The sequence below is a fragment of the Vibrio sp. WZ-1 genome (genome assembly GCF_052037695.1).
Classification (GTDB): Bacteria; Pseudomonadota; Gammaproteobacteria; order Enterobacterales; family Vibrionaceae; genus Vibrio.
The window spans coordinates 327,293-353,767 of sequence record NZ_JBQEQR010000079.1; the positions used below are offsets into that span (position 1 = coordinate 327,293).

The following is a 26,475-nucleotide window of genomic DNA, read 5'->3' on the forward strand; positions in this document are numbered from 1 at the left end:
TCTAGCTTTGATATTCTCTCTGCATTTTATTTCTCTCATTCCAACCTAAAAAATCCATCAGTTTTACGTGAGTATCGATAAGTGAAGTCGCATTGGTGCCCCAAAATGTTTGCTCATTTTGTTGATTGCAAAACTCTAATGACAGCACTGTGATGTGCTGAAGTCGTTTTAGACACCAATCTTTAATCAAAATATCAGTCATTGAATCACAAGCCGCTTGCTCCAATTTTGCACTGATATACTGCAGTGTTTGAAATGCTTTATGTGGATCTTGATGCCTAGCATGTTGAAATACTCTTAACCCGCCGTCTAACCAACATGCTATCGCTCTGCTCTGCTCATCTGTTAATTGTGGCCCGAACACAGCTTTGGGTACTTGGTATACGATAACTTCAAGAGTTTCTACTTGATCATGCTTCCGATTTTCGTACCAATCTGAAATTTGATCTTGCCAGGTAATCAAGTCCATTAAGCCGCCTCACTCCAATGCTTTACAAAGTGGTTTGGTCCAATTTGATCATAATCTTCCACGACGACACTGCTGCGATTACGGATCTCATCGGCATCTAGTGAATAGTCTGGTTCATTTTCGACTAACTTGCCAAATGGCAGATCAGGATCCGGTACGGCGGAGATCAGTAACTTAGTGTATGGATGCTGGGGATTCTTTAAGATCGCTTGTGTATCACCCCACTCAACGATCTGACCTTTGTACATCACCGCAGTTTCTTCTGCGATGTAATGTGCAGTTGCAAGATCATGTGTGATATATAGGAAACCAATGCCCAGCTCTTGCTTCATACGTTGCATGAGGTTCAATACCCCCAAACGAATAGAAACATCCAGCATAGATGTCGGCTCATCAGCCAGAATGAGCTGTGAACCTACTGCCAGTGCCCGTGCAAGATTTACACGTTGACGTTGACCGCCACTCAGCTCATGAGGGAATTTGTTGAGTGTTTCTTCTGGCAGTTCGACTAGGTCCAATAGCTCAAGAAGCTCGTTTGAGATCTCTTTATCACTCTTCACTTGCTTATGAATTTTTAGTGGACGAGTGAGATGGTGGCAAATGGTATGTGTTGGGTTCAATGAGCCGAATGGATCTTGAAATACCATTTGAACCTTGCTGCGATAATCTTGGATCTCAGCACGAGCAGTAATGTCGTTAATGTTTTTTCCGTTGAAGAGGATCTCTCCATCACTGGCCGAATACACCTTAGTGATCAAACGGGCACAGGTGCTTTTGCCACAACCAGATTCGCCAACAAGAGCGAGTGTTTTCCCTGCATAAAGATCAAAGCTAACACCCTGTAGCGCGCGGAAGGTTTCTTCTTTGGCGAAGCCACCACCGACTTTGAATTCCTTGATCACGTTTTTCATTTGGATAATCGGTTCACTCATGCTGGAACTCCTTCCGTTTGTGGCTGTTTGTGGACATCGTGGATATTTGGGAATGAAGCCCAAAGCTTTTGGGTGTATTCGTGTTGAGGATGATTGCGGATTTCGTATGAACTATTCACTTCGACAATCTTGCCGCGGCGCATGATGGCAATGCGGTCGCACAATTGGCTCATTAGTGCTAAGTCATGGGTAATGAAGAGTACCGAGAAACCAAACTCATCACGCAACTGGTAGATTTGTTGCAAAATTTCACGCTGTACCACGACGTCAAGCGCAGTGGTCGGCTCATCCATGATGATCAGTTTTGGATTGAGAGAAAGGGCAATCGCAATGACCAAACGTTGTCGCATACCTCCGGAGAACTGGTGTGGATATTCGCCAAGGCGGCTGCGAGGAATATTGACCAAGTCGAGAAGTTTCTCTGCGCGATCTTTGGCTTGCTCGTTAGTCAACCCTTTATGGTGACGTAATACATCGGCAAACTGCTCCTGAACGGTGAGAACTGGGTTAAGGGAGTTCATCGCGCTTTGGAATACCATCGCAACTTCACTCCAGCGTAACGTATTTAGCTCGTTATCTGGTAAGCGAAGGATGTCTCTACCTTCAAATAGAATTTGTCCGCCAGAGATAAATGCAGGCGGCTTGTGCAGACGGTTGATAGAGAAAGCGATGGTACTCTTACCGCAGCCAGATTCGCCAGCAAGGCCAAATATCTCACCTTTGCCAATGTCGAAGCTCACCGATTTTACGGCATTAAAGTCGCCGTTGTCGGTGATATAATCTACGCATAACTCTCTGATCTGAATAACGGGATCAGAGTGAAATGCCTTATTTTGATTAAATTCATTCATAATTACACCTTACCAATACAAAAGATAATTATTATCATTATCAGGTGTGGGAGGTTTACGAAAGATATAACCGTCTAATCAGTGAAGTGACTCGAAAGTTGAGTGTAATAAAAAGATATGTTTCCGTTATAGAAGTGTGAATTAGCGAGGGGAAAATGAGAGCTGGATCAGCTCACTTTTCATAGGGGGAATTCTTCAAATTTAAACGCTAAAAACGTGGTTTGCAAAAACTAAATGATGAATCTATTAACGAGTTGATGAAAGGTCGAAAGGGGTCACATTTCCCCACAGTTTTTCTTACCTCTGCATTGGGGGTTTGCTATAGATTACCCATCGAAAACATGGTGTGTTCGGAGGAAATATGTCCATTAATTCTATCGACCATGAAGAGATGAGCAACATCGCTCACAAATGGGAACTCCCAGAAGAAGAATCTGTTGTGAAGCCTGAGAAGACGATGAAGTCTGCCGAAGCAAGACGTCGTATTGAAGCACTTCGTGAGATCCGTGAAAGCGGTTTGAGCATCGAAGAAGCAAGGGAGCTTGGTTTAATTCACTAATTCTCGAACAGCGGTATTAAAACCATGGGGTAGTCATTCGGCTGCCCTTTTCATTTTTGTGACTCATACGCGAAAATACGACCGTGTCTTGTTGGTTCTAAACCAGATTTTTTGAAAATACCTTCCCGCTCTCTAAGTACAACTTGAATTTGATCAAGATAAGTGTGTTTCTATTCTGCAAGTTCGGATCTGTGTGTTATAGTGCGCGGCTAGTGTTTTAGTACCTTGAGGCTGTTAATGTCGTTCAATCTATCCCTATTGCCGCCTGACGAGAAAAACAAAATCGAACTTGATAAGCAAGCGTCGTTTTTGGTTTGGAAGCTTAAAGAAGCGAAATCTGGTCCTGAGGTGATAGAAGAACAGTTGTCTAAGATTAGCGATGCTGATGAAAAAGCGTTTTTTCAGCAGGCAGTTGATAAGTACAAACGAGTAATGGGTGTCGCATAGAGCGAATTGTGGCTTCGTGATTAACGATAGCGGCGAATGAGGTTTCCTCCCCATTCCTTTGCAGGGTGAAAGGTAAAACCGTTCACTCTTTGCTAAAATCCTTCGCATTAAATTTGAATTTAGAGAGACATCCCGATGGGAAGAAGTTTTGAAGTGCGCAAAGCCTCTATGGCGAAAACTGCAGGCGCAAAAATTAAAGTTTATTCCAAATACGGTAAAGAAATTTACATGTGCGCGAAAAACGGTGGTGGTGATCCAGACATGAACTTGTCTCTGAAGCACCTGATCGCAAAAGCGAAAAAAGACCAAGTTCCTGCACACGTTATCGATAAAGCGATCGACAAAGCGAACGGCGGCGGTGGTGAAGACTATACTCCAGCACGTTACGAAGGCTTTGGCCCTGGCGGCACAAGCGTGATCGTAGACTGTCTAACAGATAACGGTAACCGTACATTCCAAGACGTTCGCCAATGCTTTGTAAAAGTGGGTGCGAAAATTGGTGTTGAAGGTTCTGTTTCTCACATGTTCGATCACCAAGCGGTATTCCAGTTCAAAGGCGAAGATGATGAAATCATCCTAGAAACGCTAATGATGGAAGATGTAGATGTGACTGACGTTGAGCTAGAAGACGGTGTAATCACTGTATTCGCACCTCACACTGAGTTCTTCAAAACAAAAACTGCGCTTAACGGTGCATTCCCAGATCTAACGATCGATGTTGAAGAAATCACATTCGTTCCTCAAACTCACACGCCAGTTGCGGGTGAAGATGCAGAGAAATTCCAGAAGTTCCTAGACCTTCTAGATGACTGTGACGACGTTCAACAGGTATACCACAACGGCGAACTGTAATTCGGTTCTCCAGTTGTAAAAAAAAGGCTTCCCGAGGGAAGCCTTTTTTGATCGTTTTGTTTGTCTTTTCTATTGTGACTAGCGTTTAGGTGTTTCGGTACTTGGAATAACACAGCGACATGATCACGCCAAAACAGATGCCTTGAGTCAGCATCGCCGTACCACCGTAGCTGAAGAAGGGCAGTGGGCTACCCATAACCGGCAATAAGCCACTTACCATGCCTGTGTTGATGAACGCGTAAAGGAAGAAGCTCATCGCTAATGCGCCGCTCACTAAGCGACTGAAGAAGTGCTCAGATTGGCACGCCAGTAGCATCACACGCGCGGTAATGAATAAGTACAGTGCCAACAACACCACGCAGCCAATAAAGCCCCATTCTTCCGCATAGGTCGAGAAAATAAAATCAGTATGACTTTCTGGAATAAAGCCCAGCGTGCCTTGGGTAGCGTTCATCCAGCCTTTGCCTTTCATGCCGCCTGAGCCAATCGCAATCAAAGATTGAATAATTTGGTAGCCTGAACCCAAAGGGTCTGACTCAGGATCTAGGAACTGGGTTACACGGCTCTTTTGATAAGATTCCATGACAAAGAACCACAGGATTGGGGCTAGTGTAAGAACGCTTACTAAGAATCCACCAATTATCTTCCAGCTCATGCCTGCAAAAAACAGAACGAATAGCGTGTAAATGACAGTGAAGATCGCCCCATCTAGATCTGGTTGTAAGGCGATCAATCCTGCAGGAATAAAAGTGATCAACAGACAGAAGGCTATTTTTCTAAAGTCTGGACGGCCACCCTCAATATGTAGCATCCATGCAATCATAATAGGGATCGAAAGCTTAATTAGCTCAGAGGGCTGAAAGCGAAAGAAGCCAATATCGAGCCAGCGCTGTGACCCATTAGTGCTATCACCAAACAAGGCCACGGCCGCTAAAAGAGAAACGGCAATGACATATAAATAGGGTGCTGAGCGTTGATAACTGGACGCAGGAATCGACGACATGACCAAAATACACACCAGCGTCAAACCGCATCGAGCGAGGTGTTTATATAGCATAGCTTCATTGAATCCACTGGCACTCCATAGAGTGAGCGAACTCAATAGCATGATCGGAATGATCGCCATCAGCAGTGGCAAATCAATCCTAGGGAAGAAACGCTTGTTCATCTTCTACAACCTAAAAACGCCCCAACGCGGGGCGAAAACAACCAGAACTCAGCGAGCTCAAACTATTCCGATGCTAAGAATCCAATTTGGAAATAACAGACACTACGCAAGGGTGTGCAAAGAGAGGAGTGTGCGACGCTGCCTGTTATGGGTAAGCTGACTTGGAAAGTCGTGGGATGGATAAATACACCAGGCTGAGGTTTTACGCCACACTTTTTATAAGGTTGAAATGGAAATTGGTACAGACAGCGCAATGAAATGGGCAGATTCACCTTAAGTATTGTGCACTTAAGGCGATGGCGTGATTACGCTTGGGCTTTTTCTGCTTTATGCGTGAAATGGTATAGCGCCCAAAGCACAAACAAAGTCACGGTGAGCTCCCAAGCTCGAAGGAAGGTGCTTTCCAAGCCTAACTCGTTACTGGTCATGTAGAGTTGAATCGGCAACATGGTCGCCAATAACGCATCGGCATGGACATCTTTGGCTGGGCCTTTCGCTTTTGCCATTGATGCGGTGATCATAAAAGCAAGCAGACCTAATACGATGGTGTAGTAACCGAATGTTGATTGATGTCCTGCCATCAACAAGGTAAACACTACAGCTAATGCACAGCCGCCCACTTGAGTTTGAAAACGGCGGTCAACCACGTCGATAAAGCTTTTGTGTGTGGTTTGTGTTGCGGCGGCAATCACTGGCACCAAACAAAACGTTGCCGAGATGATGTCGACAATCATCAAGAACGCCACACCAAGCCCAATCAACGCGAGTGAAATAGCTCGGCTTTCAAAGGTAACAGGTTCTTCTTTAAATGCTGGTGGCTTGCCGCCACGTTCAACTGGGAAGAGAGCCACCATGGTTTTTGCGACAATCATGGTGATCAGCATTGATAGAGCAATCTCATGAATGCGCATCGGCATGTCCATGTTGGTGTGCTGAGCAAACACCACAATCAGAATCCAATTGAAGGTTGGCATGAGCATCTGACCTTTCTTCGGCGGTGTGGTCGCTCTGCGGCGCATAAAATCGAAGAAGAACAAGCTAATGGTCCACACCACAAATGGATGCTGTGAAAACACTTCGGTTACCACCAATGCTGTACTTGCTGCCAATAACGTAGGTAGCAAGGTGCGAAGCAGATCAAGCCAAGAATAGTCTTTGTTCTTGGTCATGATGATGGTTGGGTACAGCGCCAGATAAACTGGAGAATCAAGGCTCAGCAGTTTGCCTAGCACCATACAAGTCGTCACAGTAAGGGCAACGCGCAGTGCTTCATTGCGCTCAGAACGACTTTGAAACAGGCTTTCGAAGGTCCACATGGTTAACCCCCTAGTAGATGTAGCGGAACATCGCCACTAAGTGAATCCAAGCCGAGCCAATGAAATCCATAACAGGGTTGCCGCTTTTAACGATCACACTCGCTCGTGAACCAGAAATCATCGAAGGATCCAGCTCGTTAACTGTAATGCGGGTACGCACTTTCTGTTGTTCACGGATCCAACGAGTATCATTGGTCACGCTAGAAAGCTGTCCATTAGCATTGTTGGTATCGTAAATCGCACGCTCTTGGCTGCGGACTTCACCAGTAAATACTTTGCCCGGTAGCGCATCGAAGGACACCAACACTTCGCGACCATTGGTTAGCTTATCAATGCCTTTTTCGTTGAAGTCCGCACTGATCCACGCATGAGCTTCGTCCACCAGCAGCAACGAAGCTGTGCCTTGTGTGATGTAGCTGCCTGATTGCAGTTGCAAGTTCGTTACTACGCCTTCAGTTTGCGCCACGATTTGGGTATGGCTTAAATCCAGCTCTGCACTGGCAAGCTTTGCTTCTGCCAACTCGATAGCTGCCGTACGGTCTTGAGTAGAAAGCTCTGCTTCAATACGCTTCACTTCTGCGTTCGCCGCTTCTACCGCACTGCTGGCGACTTGTGTATTGGTGATCGCGTCATCCAGCTCTTGCTCGGTTGCCAGCCCTTTGTTGCGCAGTTTTTGGTTACGCGCCAGTTTTTGCTTCGCGTTGTGGTATTCGAATTCGCGTTGGCTTTGGGTTTGTTTCGCTGCTGCCAATTGTTGCCATTTCGCGGAATCTGATTCACGTGCTTGGCGCAGTTCGGCTTTGGCTTGTGCCACTTTCAATTGGTAGCTGCTGGCATCGATAGCAAACAGTGGCTGACCTTTTTCAACTAATTCACCGTTATTCACCATCACATCTGTGATCACGCCAGATACCTCGGGCGCAATGGTTGCGACATTACGATGCAGTGTCGCTTGGGTGGTGAAAGGGGAAACATTGTCTGAGGTGACTAAAAAAGCGGAGAACAAGGCTGCCGCTGAAAAAACAGTGTATATCGCGTACTTATAAAAATTTTCTTTCACGTCTGTACCTAGTATTCATTCGTTATTACGCGCCGCGTTCACGGCATATTCGGGTCTCTTTTCTACGTGGGCTAGGTTATACTCATCTAAAATTGGAAAAAATAACCAATGGAAGAAGTATGAATTCCATATTTGGAAATGTTGATGATCTGTACCTGTTTTGCTCAGTGGTTGAGCAAGGCTCTCTGCTCGCGGCGGCGAAAAAGCTCGAACTGCCGGTCTCTACTATGTCTCGTCGTTTATCGGCGCTGGAAGCGCGCCTAGGATTGAGATTGCTGGAGAAGAAAGGACGTGAGTTGGTGGCAACCGAGACAGGCTTACAGGCGTTTGATCAGCTCAGCAGTGCGATGTCTCAGATTGAATCCGGCATCTTGCAGCTCAACCAACAAAGCCAACAAGTCGAAGGGCGAATTCGATTGGTGATGCCAAGCCGCTTCTACAATGACTTGGTTGACAAGGTGGTTGAGGACTACATCAAAAACTATCCAAAAGTGACTATTGATCTTCTGCTTAGCCAAGTTAATTCGATTCCAGAAACCGATCGTGATCTAGTGGTGACGTTCGACTTGGATGGTTTGGACGATATGATCGCGCGCCCATTGTTTAAAGTAGAGCACGCTTTCTTTGTTAGCCCTGAATATCTAGCGCAAGCGGGCGGCAGCATTGAAAGCTTAGAGGATTTAGCCAAGCAAGACTGGGTAGCCAGCACGCACACTACACAAGTGCCTATCTACCAACAAGACAAGCTGGTGGACATGCTCAATTGCAAGCCGCGCTTAGTGGTCAATGACATCACCGCGGTGATCAAAGCGGTGGAAAACGGTTTGGGAATTGCGTCGATCCCATTACGCCACGTTAAGCCTGAATTGAATCTCGTGCGCGTCGCACCATCCTATAGCCGCGGGGATCGCGAAGCCTACTTGGTTTATCGTCAGCGTAACTATCAGCCTAAAGCGCTGACCTTAATGGTCGAAGCGATTTTGCAGGCTTCAGAGGAGCGAAACCATTCATCCTCTCTCAATACCATTCACTCCATATAACTGCCATTGGTCGCATGCAAAAGCAGCGTGCGATCTTCTCCCTTAATCTGAAACCATCAAATCACGTTCAACTAAGGACAGTACATGATGGTTTCTCTATCTCGCTCAATCAAAGCTCTTAAACTGGCAAGTACGTTTATCGCCGCATTTGCACTGAGCAGCAATTTGGCTCTGGCTAACCCAAGCGAGCGCACACTCAGTCAATTCAACCAAGCGGCGCAGGGTGACTCTGGTTTAGTTGATACCGTTTACGGCGAATTATCTAAACAACTCCAAGAGCAGGGCGCAACGCCGGTGACCTTGGTTTACTTGGGCAGTGCGGAGACGTTGCAAGGTCGTGAGGCGTTTATGCCTTGGAACAAGATGAAGTTCACCGAGCGCGGTCTTGCCACAATCCAAAAAGGTTTGGATTTAATGGCGAATCAGCCAGTACCACTGCAAGAGCAGCAACGCTTACAAGGCTTACCTGAATACCAACTGGCCACCGCCATGGCAGCCACTACCTTTACCTCTCTGCCAGATATGTTCAATCACTTTGAGCGCGGCTACGAGCTGTACCTTTCTCTGCTCGATGAACCGAGTTTTAGTCAGCAACCTTTTGCCGCAACGTCTTGGATTTACCGTTATGCCATTGAAGCAGCGCTGCGTGCTGAAGACGTTCAACAAGCCAAAACATGGTTAGCGCAAATGGAGCAGTTGGGTGACAGCAATTTAGAAACGCAAACCGCGAAAGCGCTGCTAGCGAAATATTAGGGAGGCGTCATGATCGTTTTTAATCAACTTAGCCGCGATTACGCCCTTGGCAACCAAACGGTACGTGCATTGCGAGACGTGTCTGGTGAAGTTTTTGCCGGCGAAATGGTGGCACTGTGCGGACCGTCTGGTTCAGGCAAAAGCACCTTACTTAATGTGCTTGGCATGCTGGATACTCAATATCAAGGTCAGGTGACATTTGCCGGTAGCCCATACCCAACCGGACAAATGCAGGCTGCGAAAATGCGCCGAGAAAAGCTTGGCTTTGTATTTCAAAAATTCAACCTTGTGCCTGTGATGACGGCGTTAGAGAACGTGGCGTATCCGCTACACCTCAACGGCTTTTCAAAAGCAGAGCAAACCGAGCTCGCCACACAAATGTTAGAACACGTTGGCTTGGGCGAGTTTATTCATCACATGCCCGATAACCTATCAGGCGGTCAGCAGCAGCGTGTGGCAATTGCTCGTGCTTTAGTGCACAAACCGGCGCTGGTGATTGCTGATGAGCCAACCGCAAGTCTTGATAGCCAAACTGCCAACAAGGTCATCGACATTATGAAAGGGCTCGGACACGAGCTTGGCACCACTTTTATCGTCGCCACACACGACCCTCGTATGGCATCTCGCTGCGATCGAACCATTGAATTGGTGGATGGTAAAATCACCCAAACGCACGCAAGTGTGGAGGAGGTTTCATGGGCAAGCTAATTCCTGTTTCCGTTCGCCTTGCTTGGTTGAACCTACAACGTAATCGCCGTCGCAGTTTGTTATCGATGTTGATCATCGCCATTGCCGTGTTTGCCTTAACCAGTGCGGGCGGTTTTGGTCTGTACACCTACGACAGTTTGAAAGAATCGACAGCGCGTGACACGGGGCATCTGACGTTAACCACGCCGGGTTACTTCGCTAAAGAAGAAGAGATGCCGTTGAGTAACGGTTTAACTCACGCCGACGACATCACCAAGAAATTGATCGGTTTAAACGAAGTGCGAGGCGTGCAGCCACGAGTTGAGTTCAGCGGCTTGATTTCCAACGGCAACAAGTCCTCGATCTTTATCGGCATTGGCGTGAACGAGCGCGAATTCGATATGAAAGGACCGTTTTTGGACGTGCGCGAAGGGCAAACGCTGTCCAACATTCATGCATCGCGTTATGACCCTACAGAGCCAGAAGTGATGCTTGGCGTTGATTTAGCGAACAACCTAAGCGTGCACGTTGGTGATTGGATCACCTTGCTGGCGACTACAACCGACGGTGCGTTGAACGCGTATGACTTCAAAGTACGTGGCATCTATTCAACAGGCGTACCAGAGCTTGATAAACGCCAGCTGTACGTGCACATCAACAGCGCGCAATCGCTGCTCGGTTCAGACAAAGTCAGTGCGTTATCTGTCTTCCTGTTTGACACCAGTTTAACTAACCAAGTCGAGCAACAAGTGGCTTCGGTTCTGAGTAAGCAAAAGCAGGACTTTGGTGATCAAGATATTGAGATTACGCCTTGGCAAGGACGCGCGTTCTTCTATCTCAAAGTGAAAGATTTGTACGACCGTATCTTCGGCATCATGGGCGCAGTAATGGCACTGGTGGTATTTGTCGCGCTGTTTAACACCATGACCATGTCGGTCACCGAGCGCACCCGTGAAATCGGCACCTTGTCGGCTCTTGGTAGCTACCCTCGCGAAATCATTGCTGGGTTCTTGCGCGAAGCAGGGTTACTCGCGGTGATTGGCAGCTTAATCGGCGCTTTGTTTACTGGGTTAGTTACCGTCTTACTGATGGTCGTGGATGTGCAAATGCCGCCACCACCAGGACGCACCGAAGGTTATCCATTGACGATTTACTTCTCTTGGGAGTTGGTGGCTGTCGCAGGATTCGCAGTATTGATGATTTGTTTGGTTGCGGCGTTTTTCTCGGCACGCAAAGGGGTGAACAAGCCAATTACGGAGGCTCTGATTTATGTTTAATTTCAAATCAATATTACCAATTGCACTGCTGACGGTTAGCGGCATTGCAAGCTTGAGTGCCAGTGCAAATGAAACAGCGCTAGATGCACAGCAAGTCGCGCAATTGATTGAAAAAGCGGATAGCTACCGCTTGCAAGATGATTCCTCCAAAGTGGTGTCACTGGTGCGTTTATATCAAGACCAAGAGTTAGATAAAACCCGCCTTTACCACGTTTACACGCGCCCAAATCGTGAATCGCTGGTGGTGTTTAAATCGGCAGTCGAAGCTGGGCAAAAGATGCTGATGATGGGCGACAACTACTGGCTGCAAATGCCAAAGAGCCGCCGCCCGATTCGCATCACGCCGATGCAAAAGCTGCTTGGTGAAGCGTCTATCGGCGACATCTCAACTCTGACGTGGAGCCAAGATTATCAAGGTGAATGGAAAGCGACAGAAACCGTTTCGGTGAACGGAGAGAGTGTTGCGGCTTATCATCTTGCTCTAACCGCGAAGACCAAAGGGGCGAGCTATCAGAAGATCGACTTGTGGTTGTCTGAGCAAGATGCGTTTCCTATCAAAGCCGATCTTTACTTGCGCTCTGGCAAACTCGCCAAGCAAGCGCAATACGGACGTGCAACCGACAACGGTGAAGACTACGTCAGTGAGATGACCTTGCTTGATAGCATTCAGCCGAGCAAAAAGACCGTTATCGAGTACCAAGAAATCGTGCCTTGGCAACTGGATAACAAGTTCTACAACCCAAGCTATCTGCCTAAAGCCAATACGACTCAGCTTTAGCCTGAACTCCGTAAATAGAACCATGAAAACGAGCAAGGAAGTTACATGAAATCGCACCAGCCTAACCTTAACAAAAGCACCAGTTTGTTGATTGCTGCCTCATTGTGTGTGGGCGCGTCAGCCCCTGCTTTTGCCAATGACGAACTGAGTTTTGAGTGGGATTGGGCTGTCAGTTACGAAACTGCCAAGCAGCGTGACAGCGCATTTATGCAGGCGCAGGGCAGTTCTCGTGATTCACTTAATGCACTGTTGGATGTGCAAGTGAACTATCAAAACTTCAGTGGCTTGTTTGCTCTGTATAGCCAAGGTTTGTACCTCAATCAACAAGGCAAGAGTGATTGGTGGAGTGAAGCTGATAACCAACTGCTGATTCGTGAGCTGGCTTGGCTAGGGGAGTGGCAAGTCGGTGATACCACTCTTGATGTGAGTTTGGGTAAGTTGCGCGTGGATTGGGGCGTGGGTTATGGCTACCGACCTTTGGACCTGTTTAAGCCGTATCGACAACATCCTGTTGGCTTAGTCGCAGAAGAGGGCGCGGGTGTGTTTTCACTTTCACACTACGATATGGCAGGTGAGTGGACCGTCATTGCGACCGATTCAAACTGGGGGCAACAAGAGCAAAGTGCACTTGATCAAGCCGCAGAGCAACAAGGTGTTGGTATTCGTCGTTATGCGCTGGTGGGTGACACCGAGTATCAACTGATTGGTTATTACGATGATGTGCGCCGAGGTTTACTCGGAGCCAGTGCCATTGCCGTGTGGGATGAATCCATCGCAATGCACGGATCAATGCTGTGGCAAAAGCAAAGTGTCGGCTATCAGTTCCAGCAAGACGATCTTTACCAACCCGTTTCTGTTGAGAAGCAGGGCAGCGCATTCCAAGCTTTGGTTGGGGTGAACTGGGCAAACCAAGCCGGACACAACGTGATTGCTGAATATTGGTACGACAGCCGTGCATGGTCGAAAAGCGAATGGCAACAAGCAATAGAACGTGGTGAATTACTCTCTCAACCCCTTAATTCCCAAACGTCTCTACTTGCGACAAGCTACGCCCAAGGGTTTCAGCATGCCAATATCGTTCAGCATAACGTAATGCTGCACTGGAGTTGGGATGTAGAAGCGTGGGCTGCATGGAACGGCAAAGTAGATATGGGCTGGCTAAGTGATGTAACCCCCACGTTGGATGCGATGCTGTCGCCGCAAGATGGCGGTGTGATTGTCACGCAGTGGCTTAACTACCAATGGATTGATACCGGCGATCAAAGTGTAGAAGTGGAAGTTGCCGCACGCTTTTTAACTGGAGACGACCAATCTGCTTACGCACAAATCAATGATAAGCATATGATTGTATTTAATATCAAAGGGAAGTTTTAAATGTGTTCAGCAAAATCAGTAGTTGAGAATGGGTGGTTACGTAGTTTATTAGTGACCACTGTATTTTGTCTCTTTATCTCAGCAATGACGCTCTCAGTTTGGGGCGGTCCATACTATGTGCATGTGCTGGTAAGCTTTGGATTTGGCTACTCGGCGATCTTCTTCTCATGGTTGATTGACCGTTTGTTTCCAACCATTCCACGTATGATAGAAGTGGTTTGTTCGCTTGTTGCCTGTTTATTGTTTGGGGTGATTAATGCGCAATTTTGGCTCGGAGAGTATTTTGGTATCTCCGATATGATCCCTGTTGGTTTAATGGGATTACTGTTTAGCGGTATGTGTTATTTCTATTTTTACTCGCGCGAGAAAGAGGCGGTTGCTCAGCGAGAGTTGGAAAGCATCAAACGTGAGAAAGCAGAGCAAGACCGCGCATTGTTATTAAGTCAGCTGAAGCAGATGCAAAGTCAGATTGAGCCCCATTTCCTATTTAATACCTTGGCGAACATCAGCGCGCTCATGTCGCAAGATGTTGATAAAGCTAAGCTGATGCTAGAACAGTTAACCGCGTTACTGCGAGCAACGCTAAAAAGCTCACGCGAAGAACACACCACCATCGACGATGAAACTGCGTTAATTGAGGCCTATTTAGGTATTCAACAAATCCGTTTGGGTGAACGACTGAGTTACCAGATTGAGGTGGAAGAGGGTTTGGGCAGAACCGAATTACCGCCGATGATGCTACAACCCTTAATAGAGAACGCTATCATCCATGGCATTGAGCCAAAGCGTGAAGGTGGCGAAGTGAGTTTGCAGATTAAGCGTGAGCAACAGAACTTGCAAATTGAAGTCAGAGACACTGGTGTTGGCCTAAATCACGTTAGCGGCCATATGGGCTCAGGTGTTGGTTTAAGTAACCTCAAGCAGAGAATTGAAGCTTTGTTTTTAGGGAAGGGAGAGGTCTCCATTAGTGAGTCTGCTCAAGGTGGAGTTTGTATTCGCTTGAGTTGGCCAATTGAATCGTGATTAGGGAAAGATATAAATGAATACTGGGTTTACTGCGATTATTGCTGATGATGAACCGTTATTGAGGCGTCATCTAGATAAAAGCCTAGCCGAAGTGTGGCCAGAGCTAGAGGTGATCGCTAAGGTCGCAGATGGCGAACAAGCGTTACAAGCCATAGAGCAAAGCCTACCTGACATTGCGTTTCTCGATATTCGTATGCCAGTTTTGGATGGCATGACATTAGCTCAAAAGCTCAATCGACTCGCGAACCCACCTTTGATTGTATTTGTCACCGCGTACGATGATTACGCCATCAAAGCCTTTGAGCAAAATGCCGCCGACTATCTGCTTAAGCCGATTTCGGATGAGCGCCTCCTGACGACTTGTGAAAGAGTGAAAGCACGCCTTGCTAAGCGAGAGCAAGAAAGCAGCAATGTGCAGATGAGCAGTCTGTTAGAACAGTTGCAGCAATTATCCGCGCCACAAACGCCGCAATATCTTCAGTGGATCAAAGCGACGCAAGGGGAAGATATTCATCTGATTGCTACGTCTGATGTGTTGTATTTCAAAGCGGAAGAAAAATACGTTTCTGTGTATGCCCAACAAGGACAAGGCAAAGTGCAGGAGTATTTGATTCGCACATCGTTGAAAGAGTTGATAGGGCAGCTTAACCCAGAACAGTTCTGGCAAGTGCACCGTTCAAGCGTGGTGCAAGTATGCAAAATTAACAAAGTAAACAAAGACTTTGCTGGAAGAATGTTTGTGCATGTTGGGGAAAACAAGCTCCCCGTGAGCCGTGCATCCCAAAGTTTGTTCAAAGGGATGTAATCGCTAGAACTGCTCACTCTTTACACTGTAAACTCGTCGATCATTTGCTTCAGCAACTACAATCAAAAAGCGCCTAAGTCATCAGACATTAGGCGCTTTTTTCGTTTTATAGTGACGACTTCTCCAAAGAGGTGAATGTGCTTATTCGCTGATCGTCACTTTCTCGATAATGATTGGATCGCATGGCACATCATCATGACCAAGCTTAGAAGTTGTTTTCACTTTTGCGATGCGGTTTACGACATCCATACCTGCAGTCACTTTACCAAACACCGCGTAGCCCCAGCCTAGGTTGGTGGTCGCTGTATGGTCTAGGAAATCATTATCTTCCAAGTTAATGAAGAACTGTGCCGTTGCTGAGTGCGGTGCATCGGTACGCGCCATTGCGATGGTGCCAACAAGGTTCTTAAGACCACGGTTTGCTTCATTCGCGATGGGTGCTCGCGTTGGCTTTTCTGCCATGTTTTCTGTGTGACCGCCACCTTGGATCATAAAACCATCGATAACGCGGTGGAAAATGGTGCCGTTGTAGAAGCCATCTTCACAGTATTTTTTGAAGTTCTTTGAGCTAACTGGTGCTCGTTCTAGGTTCAGTTCAATCTCGATATCACCGAAATTGGTGGTCATGATAATCATCTTGTTTGCCCTTGTGGGTGCTAAGTTGGCGGCATTATAGCTAAGTCGTATGAAGATAGCAGAAATAAAAACAGCGACGTTTTGGCGTCGCTGTTTGCATGTTGAGTGGTTGAGGAAAGCTCTAAACCGTATAGCGACCGACCAAGTCGTACAGCTCGTTGGCTTTGTGGTTAAGGTTGCCACTGCCTGCACGGTTTTGATTCGCAAGGCTTGCCGATTGACTGCTTTGTTGAGAGATCACTTCGATGCGTTGCGAAATTTCTTGGCCAACTTGGCTCTGCTCTTCGGTTGCCGTTGCGATCAGCGTGTTCATGTCCATGATATTAGCGATGGACGCTTGGATTTCTTGTAATGCAGAGGAGGCAGCGCGAGCTTCTTCAACGGTTGCTTCACCACGCGCTTGGCTAGATTCCATTGCTTTCACGGCAGCATCGGACCCTGACTTCAACTGTTCAATCATCTGATGAATCTCACCAGTACTGTCTTGAGTGCGGCTTGCTAACTGACGAACTTCATCAGCTACTACGGCGAAACCGCGCCCTTGCTCACCCGCACGCGCGGCTTCAATTGCTGCATTCAATGCCAATAGATTGGTTTGTTCGGCAATGACTTGGATAACTTCTAGAGAAGAGGAGATGTTTTTAACATCGCTCTCTAAACGAGAAATCACCGAGCCAGCTTCAGATACTTCTACAGCTAATGCTTCAACAGAGCTCGCAGCAGAGTCTACGATGTGCTTCGCTTGTTGTGCGTTCTCATCGGCATCTTTGGCTGATTGCGCTGCTTGGTTAGCATTGCTTGAAATCTCATGGGCAGTTGCGGTCATTTCAGTCATCGCAGCAGCAACTTGCTCGGTTTCTTCTCGCTGACCAGAGGCAAGCTCGTCAACTTGAGAAGCTCGCTGAGACATATTGTTAGTTTCAGAAACTACTTCTTCACCAACATGGCTCACACTCTTAATAATACCCTGTAGGCTTTCTACAAACTTATTGAAGTTATTACCGAGCTGTTTGAACTCAGGCACACTTGATTCTTCCATACGCGCGGTCAAGTCTGCATCCCCTTGTGCAAAGGAATGGATGGATGCATCAAACAGTTCGATTGGTTTCATGATACTGCGATTCACAAATACGGCGAATACCGCGACTGCGAGGGCAATGGAGATACAGAATAATGCGATAGCATAAAGCGTCGTATTCAGTGCTTCATGCGCAGAAGCTTCCATATCTGCGATAACAGCATCAATGTCATCGGTATAAAAGCCTGTGCCTAGCATCAAGTCCCATTCAGGAATGAAGATGGAGTAGCTCAGTTTTGGCAGCGCTTCGTTTTGACCGAGTTTCGGAAAGTAATACGTGGTGAACTCACCAGTTCTGGCATTTTTCAGTAAGTCCTGAATAAGATAGTTGCCTTTTTTGTCCTGCAAGTAGAGAAAGTTCTCCCCAATACCCTTGTTGTTTTTACCTACGACAATACGTACCCCTTTCGAGTCGTAACCGAAAATGTAGCCTGATTGACCATATTCAAGTTCTCTTAAAACTGGCAGAGCTTCTTCTAAGGTCGCTTTTCTGGCTAATAGAGGCTCTATCGCTGATCGCGCCATTTGGATATAGTTTTTGAGCTCAGCTTGCTTCATATCCATCATTTTGGAACGTGTGAGTTCAATTTGCTGTTGGTTATAAGAGTTGGTTTGTAGATAGGTAAACCACATCATACCTATGGCTATGGTTAGAACAGGTATGATGGAAAGAATATAGAGTCGCTTTCTTATAGTTAGATTCATGGAAACTTCCTTACTTCTCGGCTCAGCGTCACAACGTGGTGGGTTTGCCCCACCAATGTTAAGGTTATGTTTTGCCCTTGTTATGGTTAAAGACTACCCGAACTAAACTGAGAGAAGTATTGGAAATTGCACATCTAAGACTAAGGTATTATCTAAACTGGCAATCGATCACATTTAGCGTGTACATGAGTTTGTATTGCAACGGGATTTGCCAGTTAAAAGATATGAGACGCGATACCTATTTTTAGCGAACTTTAGGTAAAGCCAGTCCGCAACAGGTTTGACAACGCGCCAACGCAGCGGCGCGTACAGCCAACCGCGACCGACCAGTTGCCATGCACGATGAGTCACATCCAACCCTAGTAGTAATTCCCCTTTCTGGTTAAGGGCATGCAAAATGGTGTTGGCTTGCTCAGGATCGATCTGAGGATAATCGGCGAACGCATCGCTGTAGATGTTGATGATTTTGATCTGCTGCTCGGCATCACATTGTTTTAGCGCTTCCATCTCTTTGGCGCACAAGGGACAAGTGCCATCGTAAAATACGGTCAGTTTGGTCATGGTTGGGCCTATTGTTCGTGCTTATCCCTTCTACGCGATTATTTTTCTTTTAGTTCATTGTCTTGCAAGTAATGCAGCCAATTATCGCGGATGTTGCCGTAATTGAATTGGCAGAATTCTTTGCGATCGCGCAGGTAGTCTTTCTCCACTTCATCCAATAAAGATCTGTATTGCTCGGGATCGCTGCCGTAAACCAAACATAAGGTAGAAAAGTAGCGCTGCAAGTCGAAGCTATGTTCATCAATGTATTCGCCAAAATCGTAGTAGTCCGGCCTATCGTCAGATTCGAACGCGAACATGTCTGCGGTACTGATCGCCACATCGGCACCATCATCAACGTAATCAATCAGCAAAATGGTGGCGAAGTTATCGACCGCATCCTCTTCTTTACCAAGTACAGGAATGTTTTGATCGGCGATGTAAGCGTGTCCGGCCTCATGTAATAAGGTATGCAACAAAGTATCGAGTGCGCCTATTTTGGCCGCTTTTCCGAAACGTTCTTGATATTGGTTGTTAGTGAAGTAGTTAAACGATTCAATATAAAACGTGTAGGGAATGTGGATGGTGTGAGTTTCTGGATCGTAAAGCGGACCGTCTTCACCACCGTAGGTTAGTGTCAGTGGGTTATCAAACGGGAAGTAATCATTAGAAAGCTGAACAAAGATATCGTTTACTTCACTTTTTTCAATCACTTGTGCAGCAAAGCGATCATCGGAGGTTTCCGTGGGTAAATATTTAACTTTGATGTTTTCGCTTGCAGATGTTGTGGCAGCAAACAACAGCAGAGAGACGAGAGCAGAGTAATTTTTCATTTTTGGAATCTTGTTATTTATCTGGCTTGCTTGAAAATTATACATGGTTTTTATAGTGTGCGCGCTGGAGGGTACATTCATGAATAATCCATTGCTACTGCAACCCCGCATCTAATAGGCGTCGTTGACTGAGAACGCAGCAACAACGCCACGAGAAATCGTTCCGTGGCAAACATTTACTCAATTGAGGCAATTGCCATGAAAAAACATTGGTCTAAATTCCAGTATCTGCACCAAGTAGTGCAAAACCAAAACATCCACATCAAAGGCACACACAGTTATTACAGCGATTGTTGGGATAACGGCTTTGAAGATTCGGTCGTGCGTTATCTGCATGGCGATGAAATCAGCAAAGCTTGGCAACCAAGGTGGGAAGTTGATCAGCTTTACATTGGTGACTATGTCTGTATCGCCGCTGAAGTGGTGATTTTGATGGGCGGTAACCATAATCACAGGACGGACTGGTTTTGCCTGTATCCGTTCTTAGATGACGTCGAGCAGTCTTATCAAGGTAAAGGCGATACCGTGATTGGTGATGCCGCTTGGATTGGCATGCGTGCCATGATTATGCCAGGAGTTACTATTGGGGAAGGCGCAGTAATTGCTGCCAACAGCGTGGTGACCAAAGATGTCCCGCCTTATACCGTAGTCGCAGGCTCGCCAGCGAAAGCCATTAAGCTTCGTTTCGATCAAAATACCATTGATAAGTTGCTCGCACTGCAAATCTATACGTGGGATGAAGCTAAGTTCGAGGCGCTTCGTGCTTTCATCTGTAGCAATGATATTGAACAGTTGATCGTTGCGGAAGCAAACTATGAAGGTGGCGAATAACACTGAAATGAGGAAAATTTTCAGCGATATGTTATAATCTCGCTCCGTTGTAACGAGAACACTTGTTGCAAGCTTGAGAATTTCCTTGGATTCGGCTCGTTCAAAATTCCATGAGTCAGAGTTTTTAAACTACGATGGGATACAAGCAAACCCAAATGTTAGGGCGCCATTTCGGCGCTCTATTCGTTATGACGGGAAGGAACTTTGCTCGATAGTGATGATCACTTTCTGTTTATGTAAGGGAGCCCGATAGCGGTTCAGAAAGTGTCACTCGAACAATACTCACAACATGATATCCGTCTCGTACAAGCAGTCATTTTTGCTTGTCTATGAAGGGGATAAGAAGGAGCTTAACAGGCTCCTTTTACATTTTAGGGCTTGCGAATAGCGCGTAAATCAGAACATCGCTTAACGACCGTCCCTTAAACTAGCCTAAGGCGCATTTAACACAACCTTTTGAGTATTTTCGGAAAAATTTGGCGAGAAAATTTGCTATTGAACAGAGCTTAAACTAACACTCAATCATTACGGAGGATGAAGAGAACAATAATAAGAGGCGATATGAATCATTTAATATCTGTAGGTGCACTGGAATCCTTTTTGGTTGCGATTAGTGTGCTTTTTTTGGGGCATTTTATTAATGCTAAACTACCGATCTTAAAGAAATTCAACATACCTGAGCCGATTGTAGGTGGCTTGATTGTGGCCTGCATCATTACTGCTCTTCATTTTAACGGCATCGATTTGGAATTCGATTTGCCGTTGCAAAATACATTCATGCTGATGTTCTTCTCTACCGTTGGTTTGGCAGCTAATTACACTCAGTTAATGAAAGGGGGCGCGAAGGTCTTCATCTTTTTAGCAGTCGCGTCGTTCTACATCATCATTCAAAACGGTGTTGGTGTTTCACTGGCAGCGGCATTGGGTTTAGATCCGCTGATGGGGCTTATCGCTGGTTCGATTACTCTATCAGGTGGTCACGGCACGGGGGCGGCGTGGTCACAAACTTTCCAAGACGTTTACGGTTTGAATAACGTATTGGAAATCGCGATGGCGTCAGCAACATTCGGTTTGATCATCGGTGGTATCATCGGTAGTCCGGTTGCGCAGCGTCTGGTCGAAAAGAACAACATCGAATCTGAGTATGGTCGTGGTGGTAGAGATGCCAAAACCCACGAAAAATTCCCAGAGTTGGTGACATACAACGAGTATGAAGAAGACAAAGTAACCGCGAAAAAAGTGGTAGAGAAGTTGTTCTTCCTATTGATCTGTGTAACAGGCGCTAAGTACGTAGAGCAATGGGTGAGCACTTACGACATCCAATGGTTGATGATTCCAGACTTCGTTTACGCGTTGTTTATTGGTGTGATCATCACCAACTTCTTGGAAGTGACTAAGATTCGTAAGTTGGATGCCGAAACGGTCGACATGTTAGGTACGGTATCGCTGTCTCTGTTCCTAGCGATGGCTTTGATGAGTTTGAAATTGTGGAACATTTTCGACCTAGCGATCCCATTCTTGGTGATTCTAGGCGTGCAGTCCGTGATTCTGGCTATCTTCACCTATTACGTTACGTTCAAGGTGATGGGTAGCAACTACGATGCTGCGGTTATCGCTGGTGGTCACTGTGGTTTCGGTTTGGGTGCAACCCCAACGGCGGTAATGAACATGGGTTCTATCGTAAACCGCTTTGGCCCATCACCACAGGCGTTCATGGTTGTGCCGATTGTTGGTGCGTTCTTCATCGACATCGTTAACTTGATCATTCTACAAGGCTACATTTCGTTCCTTGGCTAGATAGATTAAGACGCCAAATAAAACAAAAGGTCACAGTGTTGCTGTGACCTTTTTTGTATCTGGTGTTTGCCAATGACTGGCTTCGTCTTGTCTATACGCACACTTTCACTTTCAAGCGGTTCTTGTTGTCGCGATTGGCAAGCACTTGCTGTTGGTCATCAATCGCTCCCAGTGTTTTCGCCATGCGATCGTAAAGTACAACATTGACTGTCGCGGCTAGGTTCATACAACCGTGAGTCGGTACGTACACCACGTGATGCGCCTTATCGACCATCTCTTGCGGCAGTGAGCCGTCCTCCGGTCCAAACACATAAATCGCTTTCTGTGGATGAGTGAAGTGCGGCAGTGCTGTTGCACCGACCACTAACTCAACACAAACGATTTCAACATCGTCGGCAACATTAGCGGTGAGGTCTTCCATCTCCACTAACTGAATGCGTTCTTGTGAGTTCTGGGTGTCGGTCTGAAACTTTACTGCGCGGCTGTAGCGTGTGCCGTTGTAACGAACTTGCGCAGCGTCGTAGCAGCCTGCGGCTCGTAATACAGCGCCAACGTTGGTTGGACTCTTTGGGTTGTACAGTCCAATAATGGCTGTTGGCTTGGTGGTCATGGTTGGTGTTCTGCTTTTCAAAAATTCTAGATAACAGCGCTGGGCGCATTAAGCGGGGGATTATGAACTTAACCACGCAGAAGCGCTATGGCTATAGGCTGATTATTTTTGCGTTGAAGCAAACAGAGTGAAGATGGATGCTGCTGAAAATGAAAAAAGCGAGGACAGTGCCTCGCTTTTGATGTGTGGTTTCGCTTGTGCTTGTTAGTTCACGGTGCGGCTGAATTTGATACTAGCCGTCCAAGCGAGCACGCCGATGAAGGCGTAAATACCAACATTTACCCAACCTGCATCTGGAATGGCGCTGAACGGGTTTGGCGCAAGAATCGCGTGCAGTGGTAGGTAGAAAATTGCTGAGAAGAAATCATCCAGACCATAGAAGTTGAACATCGCAATCGGCATCCAGCGCAGCGCGTAAATACCAATCAAGATCACCAACAGTGGTGAGTTCACTTTCTGTGAGATTGCCATTGCGGTCAGTGCGAGTGGTAATAACAACACGCCAGCCACCACCATTCGAAGCAAAAACTCAATCCAATTCAGCAGCACGAAGCCCAATGATGCTTGACGATACAACAACGCCAGCTGGTGGTCGGTTGAAACATTCAACATCCACAGCATAAAGTCCGCAGCGAAAACCAATACCGAGCACACCAATGGAATCACCAATAAACCAAACGTCAGCTTCACCAGATGGGTTTTCACGTCACTAACAGGCATACTGCGCCAAAACATGATACTGCCCTCTGAGCGCTCTTTACGCAGCGTTCTCGGGAAGTATTGAGTGCCAAGCAGGATAGACAATAAACCAATGCCACCAGTGATCAGCATATTGACGTCATCGCCGAGCTCTTTGTGGATGTCATTGACATCGCCGCCAAAGCTCATTTGGAAGAACATATTGTGTTGCAGTGTCGAGCTACTCATCAAGCTGACGAACAGCAGCACGCCACAGGCAAACATAAATAACGGCACGCGTGTAACCAATGGGTTCTCTAGCCATTCTTTACGCAACATTGCGACAATCGATTTCATTATGCTGCCTCCTTCTGCAATGCCAAGAACAGATCTGCAAGCTTGACGCCATACACATCACCCAGCCCTGCAACTTGCTCTGCGTATTGGGACGACAGCAACCATTTAGTCGTGCCTAAGCCCTTTTGCGATGATAGTGGTTTCAGCGCTTCGATTTGCGCACGATGCTCATCACTGGCATCGAGAATGAAGTAATCCTCGCTGATGCTGTCCATAGAGGTTTGCAGGACAGGTCGACCGTGTTTAAGAATCAGCACGTCCGTCAGTAGGTGTTCGATTTCCGATACTTCATGGCTCGCAATGATCAGCACACGCTCGCCATCGTGGAACCATTCCAGCAAATGACGGTAGAAGGTATCGCGATAAACCAAATCTAAGCCAAGCGTTGGTTCGTCCAGAATCAGAATCTGGGTGTTGGTCGCGATGACAACGGCCAAGTGCAGTTGCACCTTCATGCCTTTCGATAGGGATTTGATACGTGCACGCGGCTTGATGTCGGTTTGACGAAGCATGCTATCGGCTTTGCTGCGATTAAAACCTGGGTGTACGCCCTCGGTGTAATCGAGCAGCTGAGCAACCGTCATCCAGTTTGGCAGAACGTTCACATCTGAAATGTAAGATAAGCTCTGCATGATTTTGTCGCGTTGCATGATTGGCTCAAAGCCGCTGATGCGAATGGTACCCTGATATTCGTGTGCACCGAGTAGGGCGTTAATGAGAGTCGATTTACCCGCACCGTTATGACCTAACAAGCCAAGCACTTGACCCGCTTGTAGATCAAAGCTCACGTCATGCAGCGCTTCACCCTGCTGACGATATTGCTTGGAGACGTGTTTTACACTGACTAATGCGCTCATTGGTCACCTTCAATATGTGTTTGGATTTGTTGGATAAATTCATCAAGAGACATATCCAGACGTTGTAGTGTGTCTGCGATCTGCGGAATTTGTTGTTCAAGGAAACGGGCTTTTTCATCAGCAAGCAGCTGTTTTTTTGCACCTTGGGCGACAAACATGCCTTGCCCACGTTTCTTCTCGACCAATCCTTCATCAACCAATAACTGATAGCCTTTCATGACCGTCAGGTGGTTGATCTTCATATCCGCAGAGACACTGCGTACCGAAGGCAAAGCTTCGCCCTCTTGCCAGATACCTTGCAATATTTGCTGGGTGATCTGGTCAGCCAACTGACGGAAAATCGGTTGGCGATCATGCCAATGCGTCATGATTGGTTTCCTTGGCTGAGTTGGTGTTATATATATGTATAACACCTTAAGGTTGGGATAAAAAGATCCAATCTTCTAGCGTTGTTTTTTCAACCACTTTGGTCGATGGATTTGCACCAAAGTTTCACGCAAAATTTGCACGCAATCGCATACGCTTTAGGATGTGAAAACTGGCAAAAAATTGTTCACTTCTCATAAGTTGAGAAGGGCGATGAAAACGAGAAAATTGCGCCACAAAACTTGGTGAAAAAGTGTGTTTTTTCATTGAGTGAGAATTGGGTGAATATCCGAGCTATTGCTTTCTTATTTAATGAGAATTTAGTGGATTTGCACCCTAGAAAACCACACGTTCAGTAGGCACTCTGACCTGCCTAAATACCGCTCAGCCGGCGAGTTGTTACTCAAAGGATGAGAAAAAGGAGGCAAAGAGGTTTTATGAATCAGGTCATTTCTGTTGGTCCACAAGAGTCGTTTCTCGTCGCTATTTGTGTGTTGTTCTTGGGACAATTCGTTAACGCTAAATTACCGATCTTAAAGAAATTCAATATTCCCGAGCCAATCGTGGGTGGTTTGATTGTCGCTTGTGCGATCACCGCGATGCACTTCAATGGCGTGGACTTAGTTTTCGATTTACCGCTGCAAAACACTTTCATGTTGATGTTCTTCGCTACCGTTGGCTTAGCAGCGAACTACACCCAGTTGATTAAAGGCGGCGCTAAGGTATTTATCTTCTTAGCTGTAGCATCGGTGTACATTCTTATCCAAAACGCGGTCGGTGTCTCTTTGGCAACCGCACTCGGCTTAGACCCGCTAATGGGCTTGATTGCAGGCTCGATTACGTTGTCTGGCGGTCACGGTACGGGCGCAGCATGGTCGCAAACCTTCCAAGACATGTACGGCTTACACAACGTACTAGAAGTGGCAATGGCATCCGCTACCTTCGGATTGGTGATTGGTGGCATCATCGGCAGCCCAGTAGCGCAGCGCTTGATCGATAAACGTAACCTTGAATCTGAATACGGACGCACCAACCAGACTCACGAGCGTTTCCCTGAATTGGTGACCTACAACGAGCACGAAGAAGACCGCGTAACCGCGAAGAAAGTGGTCGAGAGTTTATCGATCATTCTATTGTGTGTTACTGGTGCCGATTACTTAGAAGGTTGGGTGAGCAGCTTTGGCATCAAATGGTTGATGATTCCAGACTTCGTTTACGCACTGTTCATTGGTGTGGTGATCACCAACATCATGGAAGTGACTAAAGTACGCAAAGTGGATGTTGAGACGGTCGACATTCTTGGTACGGTTTCGCTGTCTCTGTTCCTAGCGATGGCACTAATGAGCCTAAAACTTTGGAACATCTTCGATTTGGCAATTCCATTCCTCATCATTCTTGCGGTGCAATCGGTGATTCTGGCGCTCTTCGCTTACTACGTGACGTTCCGTGTGATGGGCAGCAACTATGATGCAGCAGTTATCGCAAGTGGTCACTGTGGCTTTGGTCTGGGGGCAACCCCAACCGCAGTAATGAACATGGGTTCTATCGTTAACCGCTTCGGCCCATCACCACAAGCCTTCATGGTGGTGCCTATCGTTGGCGCGTTCTTTATCGACATCGTCAACCTAGTGATTCTGCAAGGCTGCATCTCTTTTATTAAGTAATCAGCTACGCTCCACAAAACTAAAGCCAGTCTCGAGAGACTGGCTTTTTTGATCTAACGTACTTCTTCTCCTGAATGCGTTACCGCGCAGGGCTTTCGTTGTTTAGATTCTCAGGCAAGTTACAGTGAA

Annotated in this window: 28 protein-coding genes; 14 read left to right on the top strand and 14 right to left on the bottom strand. The window is 46.7% G+C overall.

Going from position 1 to position 26,475, the window contains the following annotated elements; genetic code table 11:
- Position 1 precedes the first annotated feature (1 nt).
- The 3 genes from ACTS60_RS16185 to ACTS60_RS16195 are packed head-to-tail and all read right to left on the bottom strand — an operon-like array spanning position 2 to position 2,252.
- Positions 2 to 469, bottom strand: a complete 468-nt coding sequence (locus tag ACTS60_RS16185; RefSeq protein WP_440889084.1) for a transcriptional regulator — start codon at positions 467 to 469, stop codon at positions 2 to 4.
- Entirely contained in the window at positions 469 to 1,401 is a 933-nt protein-coding gene (locus ACTS60_RS16190) for an ATP-binding cassette domain-containing protein (RefSeq protein WP_440889085.1), read from the bottom strand. Before ACTS60_RS16190 ends, ACTS60_RS16185 begins: the two co-directional genes overlap by 1 nt.
- Entirely contained in the window at positions 1,398 to 2,252 is an 855-nt protein-coding gene (locus ACTS60_RS16195) for an ABC transporter ATP-binding protein (protein WP_440889086.1), read from the bottom strand. Before ACTS60_RS16195 ends, ACTS60_RS16190 begins: the two co-directional genes overlap by 4 nt.
- Positions 2,253 to 2,613: 361 nt before the next feature.
- Between ACTS60_RS16195 and ACTS60_RS16200 the strand changes: the two genes are divergently transcribed.
- From ACTS60_RS16200 to ACTS60_RS16210, 3 genes are all read left to right on the top strand, one after another.
- On the top strand, positions 2,614 to 2,811 hold the full coding sequence (locus tag ACTS60_RS16200) for a PA3496 family putative envelope integrity protein (protein WP_440889087.1): 198 nt from the start codon (positions 2,614 to 2,616) through the stop codon (positions 2,809 to 2,811).
- Positions 2,812 to 3,048: 237 nt separating this feature from the next.
- Entirely contained in the window at positions 3,049 to 3,258 is a 210-nt protein-coding gene (locus ACTS60_RS16205; RefSeq protein ID WP_440889088.1) for a DUF3283 family protein, read from the top strand.
- A gap of 135 nt (positions 3,259 to 3,393) precedes the next feature.
- Positions 3,394 to 4,110, top strand: a complete 717-nt coding sequence (locus tag ACTS60_RS16210) for a YebC/PmpR family DNA-binding transcriptional regulator (protein WP_005428886.1) — start codon at positions 3,394 to 3,396, stop codon at positions 4,108 to 4,110.
- Between the two features lie 85 nt (positions 4,111 to 4,195).
- Here the strand turns inward: ACTS60_RS16210 and rodA are convergent, their stop codons facing one another.
- The 3 genes from rodA to ACTS60_RS16225 form a co-directional block, all read right to left on the bottom strand.
- Positions 4,196 to 5,278: a rod shape-determining protein RodA gene (rodA, locus tag ACTS60_RS16215; protein WP_440889089.1), complete on the bottom strand. Its 1,083-nt coding sequence runs from the start codon at positions 5,276 to 5,278 to the stop codon at positions 4,196 to 4,198.
- A 305-nt stretch (positions 5,279 to 5,583) separates the two neighbouring features.
- The gene (locus tag ACTS60_RS16220) at positions 5,584 to 6,594 is read right to left on the bottom strand and encodes a DUF2955 domain-containing protein (RefSeq protein WP_440889090.1); all 1,011 of its coding nucleotides are present in this window, start codon (positions 6,592 to 6,594) and stop codon (positions 5,584 to 5,586) included.
- A gap of 10 nt (positions 6,595 to 6,604) precedes the next feature.
- A complete protein-coding gene (locus ACTS60_RS16225) occupies positions 6,605 to 7,654 on the bottom strand; it encodes an HlyD family secretion protein (protein ID WP_440889091.1) in 1,050 nt (349 codons plus the stop codon).
- A gap of 119 nt (positions 7,655 to 7,773) precedes the next feature.
- Between ACTS60_RS16225 and ACTS60_RS16230 the strand changes: the two genes are divergently transcribed.
- From ACTS60_RS16230 to ACTS60_RS16265, 8 genes are all read left to right on the top strand, one after another.
- Complete coding sequence (locus ACTS60_RS16230) at positions 7,774 to 8,694, top strand: LysR family transcriptional regulator (RefSeq protein WP_440889092.1); 921 nt, start codon at positions 7,774 to 7,776, stop codon at positions 8,692 to 8,694.
- An 84-nt stretch (positions 8,695 to 8,778) separates the two neighbouring features.
- Positions 8,779 to 9,447: a hypothetical protein gene (locus tag ACTS60_RS16235; protein WP_440889093.1), complete on the top strand. Its 669-nt coding sequence runs from the start codon at positions 8,779 to 8,781 to the stop codon at positions 9,445 to 9,447.
- Between the two features lie 9 nt (positions 9,448 to 9,456).
- Entirely contained in the window at positions 9,457 to 10,155 is a 699-nt protein-coding gene (locus tag ACTS60_RS16240; RefSeq protein WP_005448872.1) for an ABC transporter ATP-binding protein, read from the top strand.
- On the top strand, positions 10,143 to 11,411 hold the full coding sequence (locus ACTS60_RS16245) for an ABC transporter permease (protein ID WP_440889094.1): 1,269 nt from the start codon (positions 10,143 to 10,145) through the stop codon (positions 11,409 to 11,411). Before ACTS60_RS16240 ends, ACTS60_RS16245 begins: the two co-directional genes overlap by 13 nt.
- Positions 11,404 to 12,189 carry an outer membrane lipoprotein-sorting protein gene (locus tag ACTS60_RS16250; protein ID WP_440889095.1) on the top strand — a complete coding sequence of 262 codons (786 nt, stop codon included), beginning with the start codon at positions 11,404 to 11,406 and terminating at the stop codon, positions 12,187 to 12,189. Before ACTS60_RS16245 ends, ACTS60_RS16250 begins: the two co-directional genes overlap by 8 nt.
- Before the next feature lie 45 nt (positions 12,190 to 12,234).
- Positions 12,235 to 13,563, top strand: coding sequence for a hypothetical protein (locus tag ACTS60_RS16255; RefSeq protein WP_440889096.1), 1,329 nt, complete (start codon positions 12,235 to 12,237; stop codon positions 13,561 to 13,563).
- On the top strand, positions 13,564 to 14,586 hold the full coding sequence (locus ACTS60_RS16260; RefSeq protein ID WP_440889097.1) for a sensor histidine kinase: 1,023 nt from the start codon (positions 13,564 to 13,566) through the stop codon (positions 14,584 to 14,586). It begins immediately after the preceding gene.
- Between the two features lie 16 nt (positions 14,587 to 14,602).
- Positions 14,603 to 15,394 carry a LytR/AlgR family response regulator transcription factor gene (locus tag ACTS60_RS16265; protein WP_440889098.1) on the top strand — a complete coding sequence of 264 codons (792 nt, stop codon included), beginning with the start codon at positions 14,603 to 14,605 and terminating at the stop codon, positions 15,392 to 15,394.
- A 141-nt stretch (positions 15,395 to 15,535) separates the two neighbouring features.
- Here the strand turns inward: ACTS60_RS16265 and ACTS60_RS16270 are convergent, their stop codons facing one another.
- The 4 genes from ACTS60_RS16270 to ACTS60_RS16285 form a co-directional block, all read right to left on the bottom strand.
- Complete coding sequence (locus ACTS60_RS16270) at positions 15,536 to 16,030, bottom strand: peptidylprolyl isomerase (protein WP_440889099.1); 495 nt, start codon at positions 16,028 to 16,030, stop codon at positions 15,536 to 15,538.
- A gap of 121 nt (positions 16,031 to 16,151) precedes the next feature.
- Positions 16,152 to 17,813: a methyl-accepting chemotaxis protein gene (locus ACTS60_RS16275; RefSeq protein ID WP_440889100.1), complete on the bottom strand. Its 1,662-nt coding sequence runs from the start codon at positions 17,811 to 17,813 to the stop codon at positions 16,152 to 16,154.
- A 174-nt stretch (positions 17,814 to 17,987) separates the two neighbouring features.
- The gene (locus ACTS60_RS16280) at positions 17,988 to 18,374 is read right to left on the bottom strand and encodes a thiol-disulfide oxidoreductase DCC family protein (RefSeq protein WP_440889101.1); all 387 of its coding nucleotides are present in this window, start codon (positions 18,372 to 18,374) and stop codon (positions 17,988 to 17,990) included.
- A 38-nt stretch (positions 18,375 to 18,412) separates the two neighbouring features.
- A complete protein-coding gene (locus tag ACTS60_RS16285; protein ID WP_440889102.1) occupies positions 18,413 to 19,186 on the bottom strand; it encodes a DUF4344 domain-containing metallopeptidase in 774 nt (257 codons plus the stop codon).
- Between the two features lie 198 nt (positions 19,187 to 19,384).
- Here ACTS60_RS16285 and ACTS60_RS16290 point away from each other — a divergent pair, with 198 nt between their 5' ends.
- The gene (locus ACTS60_RS16290) at positions 19,385 to 20,017 is read left to right on the top strand and encodes a CatB-related O-acetyltransferase (protein ID WP_440889103.1); all 633 of its coding nucleotides are present in this window, start codon (positions 19,385 to 19,387) and stop codon (positions 20,015 to 20,017) included.
- A gap of 561 nt (positions 20,018 to 20,578) precedes the next feature.
- A complete protein-coding gene (gltS, locus tag ACTS60_RS16295; RefSeq protein WP_010453649.1) occupies positions 20,579 to 21,814 on the top strand; it encodes a sodium/glutamate symporter in 1,236 nt (411 codons plus the stop codon).
- A 91-nt stretch (positions 21,815 to 21,905) separates the two neighbouring features.
- Here the strand turns inward: gltS (ACTS60_RS16295) and ACTS60_RS16300 are convergent, their stop codons facing one another.
- From ACTS60_RS16300 to ACTS60_RS16315, 4 genes are all read right to left on the bottom strand, one after another.
- Positions 21,906 to 22,424, bottom strand: coding sequence for an RNA methyltransferase (locus ACTS60_RS16300; protein WP_440889104.1), 519 nt, complete (start codon positions 22,422 to 22,424; stop codon positions 21,906 to 21,908).
- Between the two features lie 204 nt (positions 22,425 to 22,628).
- Positions 22,629 to 23,459 (bottom strand): hypothetical protein, encoded by an 831-nt coding sequence (locus ACTS60_RS16305; RefSeq protein WP_440889105.1) that lies wholly within the window; start codon positions 23,457 to 23,459, stop codon positions 22,629 to 22,631.
- Positions 23,459 to 24,316 (bottom strand): ABC transporter ATP-binding protein, encoded by an 858-nt coding sequence (locus tag ACTS60_RS16310; protein ID WP_440889106.1) that lies wholly within the window; start codon positions 24,314 to 24,316, stop codon positions 23,459 to 23,461. Before ACTS60_RS16310 ends, ACTS60_RS16305 begins: the two co-directional genes overlap by 1 nt.
- On the bottom strand, positions 24,313 to 24,684 hold the full coding sequence (locus ACTS60_RS16315; RefSeq protein ID WP_005428840.1) for a GntR family transcriptional regulator: 372 nt from the start codon (positions 24,682 to 24,684) through the stop codon (positions 24,313 to 24,315). Before ACTS60_RS16315 ends, ACTS60_RS16310 begins: the two co-directional genes overlap by 4 nt.
- A gap of 435 nt (positions 24,685 to 25,119) precedes the next feature.
- On the opposite strand from ACTS60_RS16315, the gene gltS (ACTS60_RS16320) reads away from it, so the two are divergent.
- Positions 25,120 to 26,346 (top strand): sodium/glutamate symporter, encoded by a 1,227-nt coding sequence (gene gltS / locus ACTS60_RS16320; RefSeq protein ID WP_282065290.1) that lies wholly within the window; start codon positions 25,120 to 25,122, stop codon positions 26,344 to 26,346.
- Positions 26,347 to 26,475 lie beyond the last annotated feature (129 nt).

Excerpts from the sequence above, each read along its gene's own strand:
- ACTS60_RS16185 (WP_440889084.1), bottom strand. The coding sequence starts at position 469 with ATGGACTTGATTACCTGGCAAGATCAAATTTCAGATTGGTACGAAAAT.
- ACTS60_RS16190 (WP_440889085.1), bottom strand. The coding sequence starts at position 1,401 with ATGAGTGAACCGATTATCCAAATGAAAAACGTGATCAAGGAATTCAAA.
- ACTS60_RS16195 (WP_440889086.1), bottom strand. The coding sequence starts at position 2,252 with ATGAATGAATTTAATCAAAATAAGGCATTTCACTCTGATCCCGTTATT.
- ACTS60_RS16200 (WP_440889087.1), top strand. The coding sequence starts at position 2,614 with ATGTCCATTAATTCTATCGACCATGAAGAGATGAGCAACATCGCTCAC.
- ACTS60_RS16205 (WP_440889088.1), top strand. The coding sequence starts at position 3,049 with ATGTCGTTCAATCTATCCCTATTGCCGCCTGACGAGAAAAACAAAATC.
- ACTS60_RS16210 (WP_005428886.1), top strand. The coding sequence starts at position 3,394 with ATGGGAAGAAGTTTTGAAGTGCGCAAAGCCTCTATGGCGAAAACTGCA.
- rodA (WP_440889089.1), bottom strand. The coding sequence starts at position 5,278 with ATGAACAAGCGTTTCTTCCCTAGGATTGATTTGCCACTGCTGATGGCG.
- ACTS60_RS16220 (WP_440889090.1), bottom strand. The coding sequence starts at position 6,594 with ATGTGGACCTTCGAAAGCCTGTTTCAAAGTCGTTCTGAGCGCAATGAA.
- ACTS60_RS16230 (WP_440889092.1), top strand. The coding sequence starts at position 7,774 with ATGAATTCCATATTTGGAAATGTTGATGATCTGTACCTGTTTTGCTCA.
- ACTS60_RS16235 (WP_440889093.1), top strand. The coding sequence starts at position 8,779 with ATGATGGTTTCTCTATCTCGCTCAATCAAAGCTCTTAAACTGGCAAGT.
- ACTS60_RS16240 (WP_005448872.1), top strand. The coding sequence starts at position 9,457 with ATGATCGTTTTTAATCAACTTAGCCGCGATTACGCCCTTGGCAACCAA.
- ACTS60_RS16245 (WP_440889094.1), top strand. The coding sequence starts at position 10,143 with ATGGGCAAGCTAATTCCTGTTTCCGTTCGCCTTGCTTGGTTGAACCTA.
- ACTS60_RS16250 (WP_440889095.1), top strand. The coding sequence starts at position 11,404 with ATGTTTAATTTCAAATCAATATTACCAATTGCACTGCTGACGGTTAGC.
- ACTS60_RS16255 (WP_440889096.1), top strand. The coding sequence starts at position 12,235 with ATGAAATCGCACCAGCCTAACCTTAACAAAAGCACCAGTTTGTTGATT.
- ACTS60_RS16260 (WP_440889097.1), top strand. The coding sequence starts at position 13,564 with ATGTGTTCAGCAAAATCAGTAGTTGAGAATGGGTGGTTACGTAGTTTA.
- ACTS60_RS16265 (WP_440889098.1), top strand. The coding sequence starts at position 14,603 with ATGAATACTGGGTTTACTGCGATTATTGCTGATGATGAACCGTTATTG.
- ACTS60_RS16270 (WP_440889099.1), bottom strand. The coding sequence starts at position 16,030 with ATGATTATCATGACCACCAATTTCGGTGATATCGAGATTGAACTGAAC.
- ACTS60_RS16275 (WP_440889100.1), bottom strand. The coding sequence starts at position 17,813 with ATGAATCTAACTATAAGAAAGCGACTCTATATTCTTTCCATCATACCT.
- ACTS60_RS16280 (WP_440889101.1), bottom strand. The coding sequence starts at position 18,374 with ATGACCAAACTGACCGTATTTTACGATGGCACTTGTCCCTTGTGCGCC.
- ACTS60_RS16285 (WP_440889102.1), bottom strand. The coding sequence starts at position 19,186 with ATGAAAAATTACTCTGCTCTCGTCTCTCTGCTGTTGTTTGCTGCCACA.
- ACTS60_RS16290 (WP_440889103.1), top strand. The coding sequence starts at position 19,385 with ATGAAAAAACATTGGTCTAAATTCCAGTATCTGCACCAAGTAGTGCAA.
- gltS (WP_010453649.1), top strand. The coding sequence starts at position 20,579 with ATGAATCATTTAATATCTGTAGGTGCACTGGAATCCTTTTTGGTTGCG.
- ACTS60_RS16300 (WP_440889104.1), bottom strand. The coding sequence starts at position 22,424 with ATGACCACCAAGCCAACAGCCATTATTGGACTGTACAACCCAAAGAGT.
- ACTS60_RS16305 (WP_440889105.1), bottom strand. The coding sequence starts at position 23,459 with ATGAAATCGATTGTCGCAATGTTGCGTAAAGAATGGCTAGAGAACCCA.
- ACTS60_RS16310 (WP_440889106.1), bottom strand. The coding sequence starts at position 24,316 with ATGAGCGCATTAGTCAGTGTAAAACACGTCTCCAAGCAATATCGTCAG.
- ACTS60_RS16315 (WP_005428840.1), bottom strand. The coding sequence starts at position 24,684 with ATGACGCATTGGCATGATCGCCAACCGATTTTCCGTCAGTTGGCTGAC.
- gltS (WP_282065290.1), top strand. The coding sequence starts at position 25,120 with ATGAATCAGGTCATTTCTGTTGGTCCACAAGAGTCGTTTCTCGTCGCT.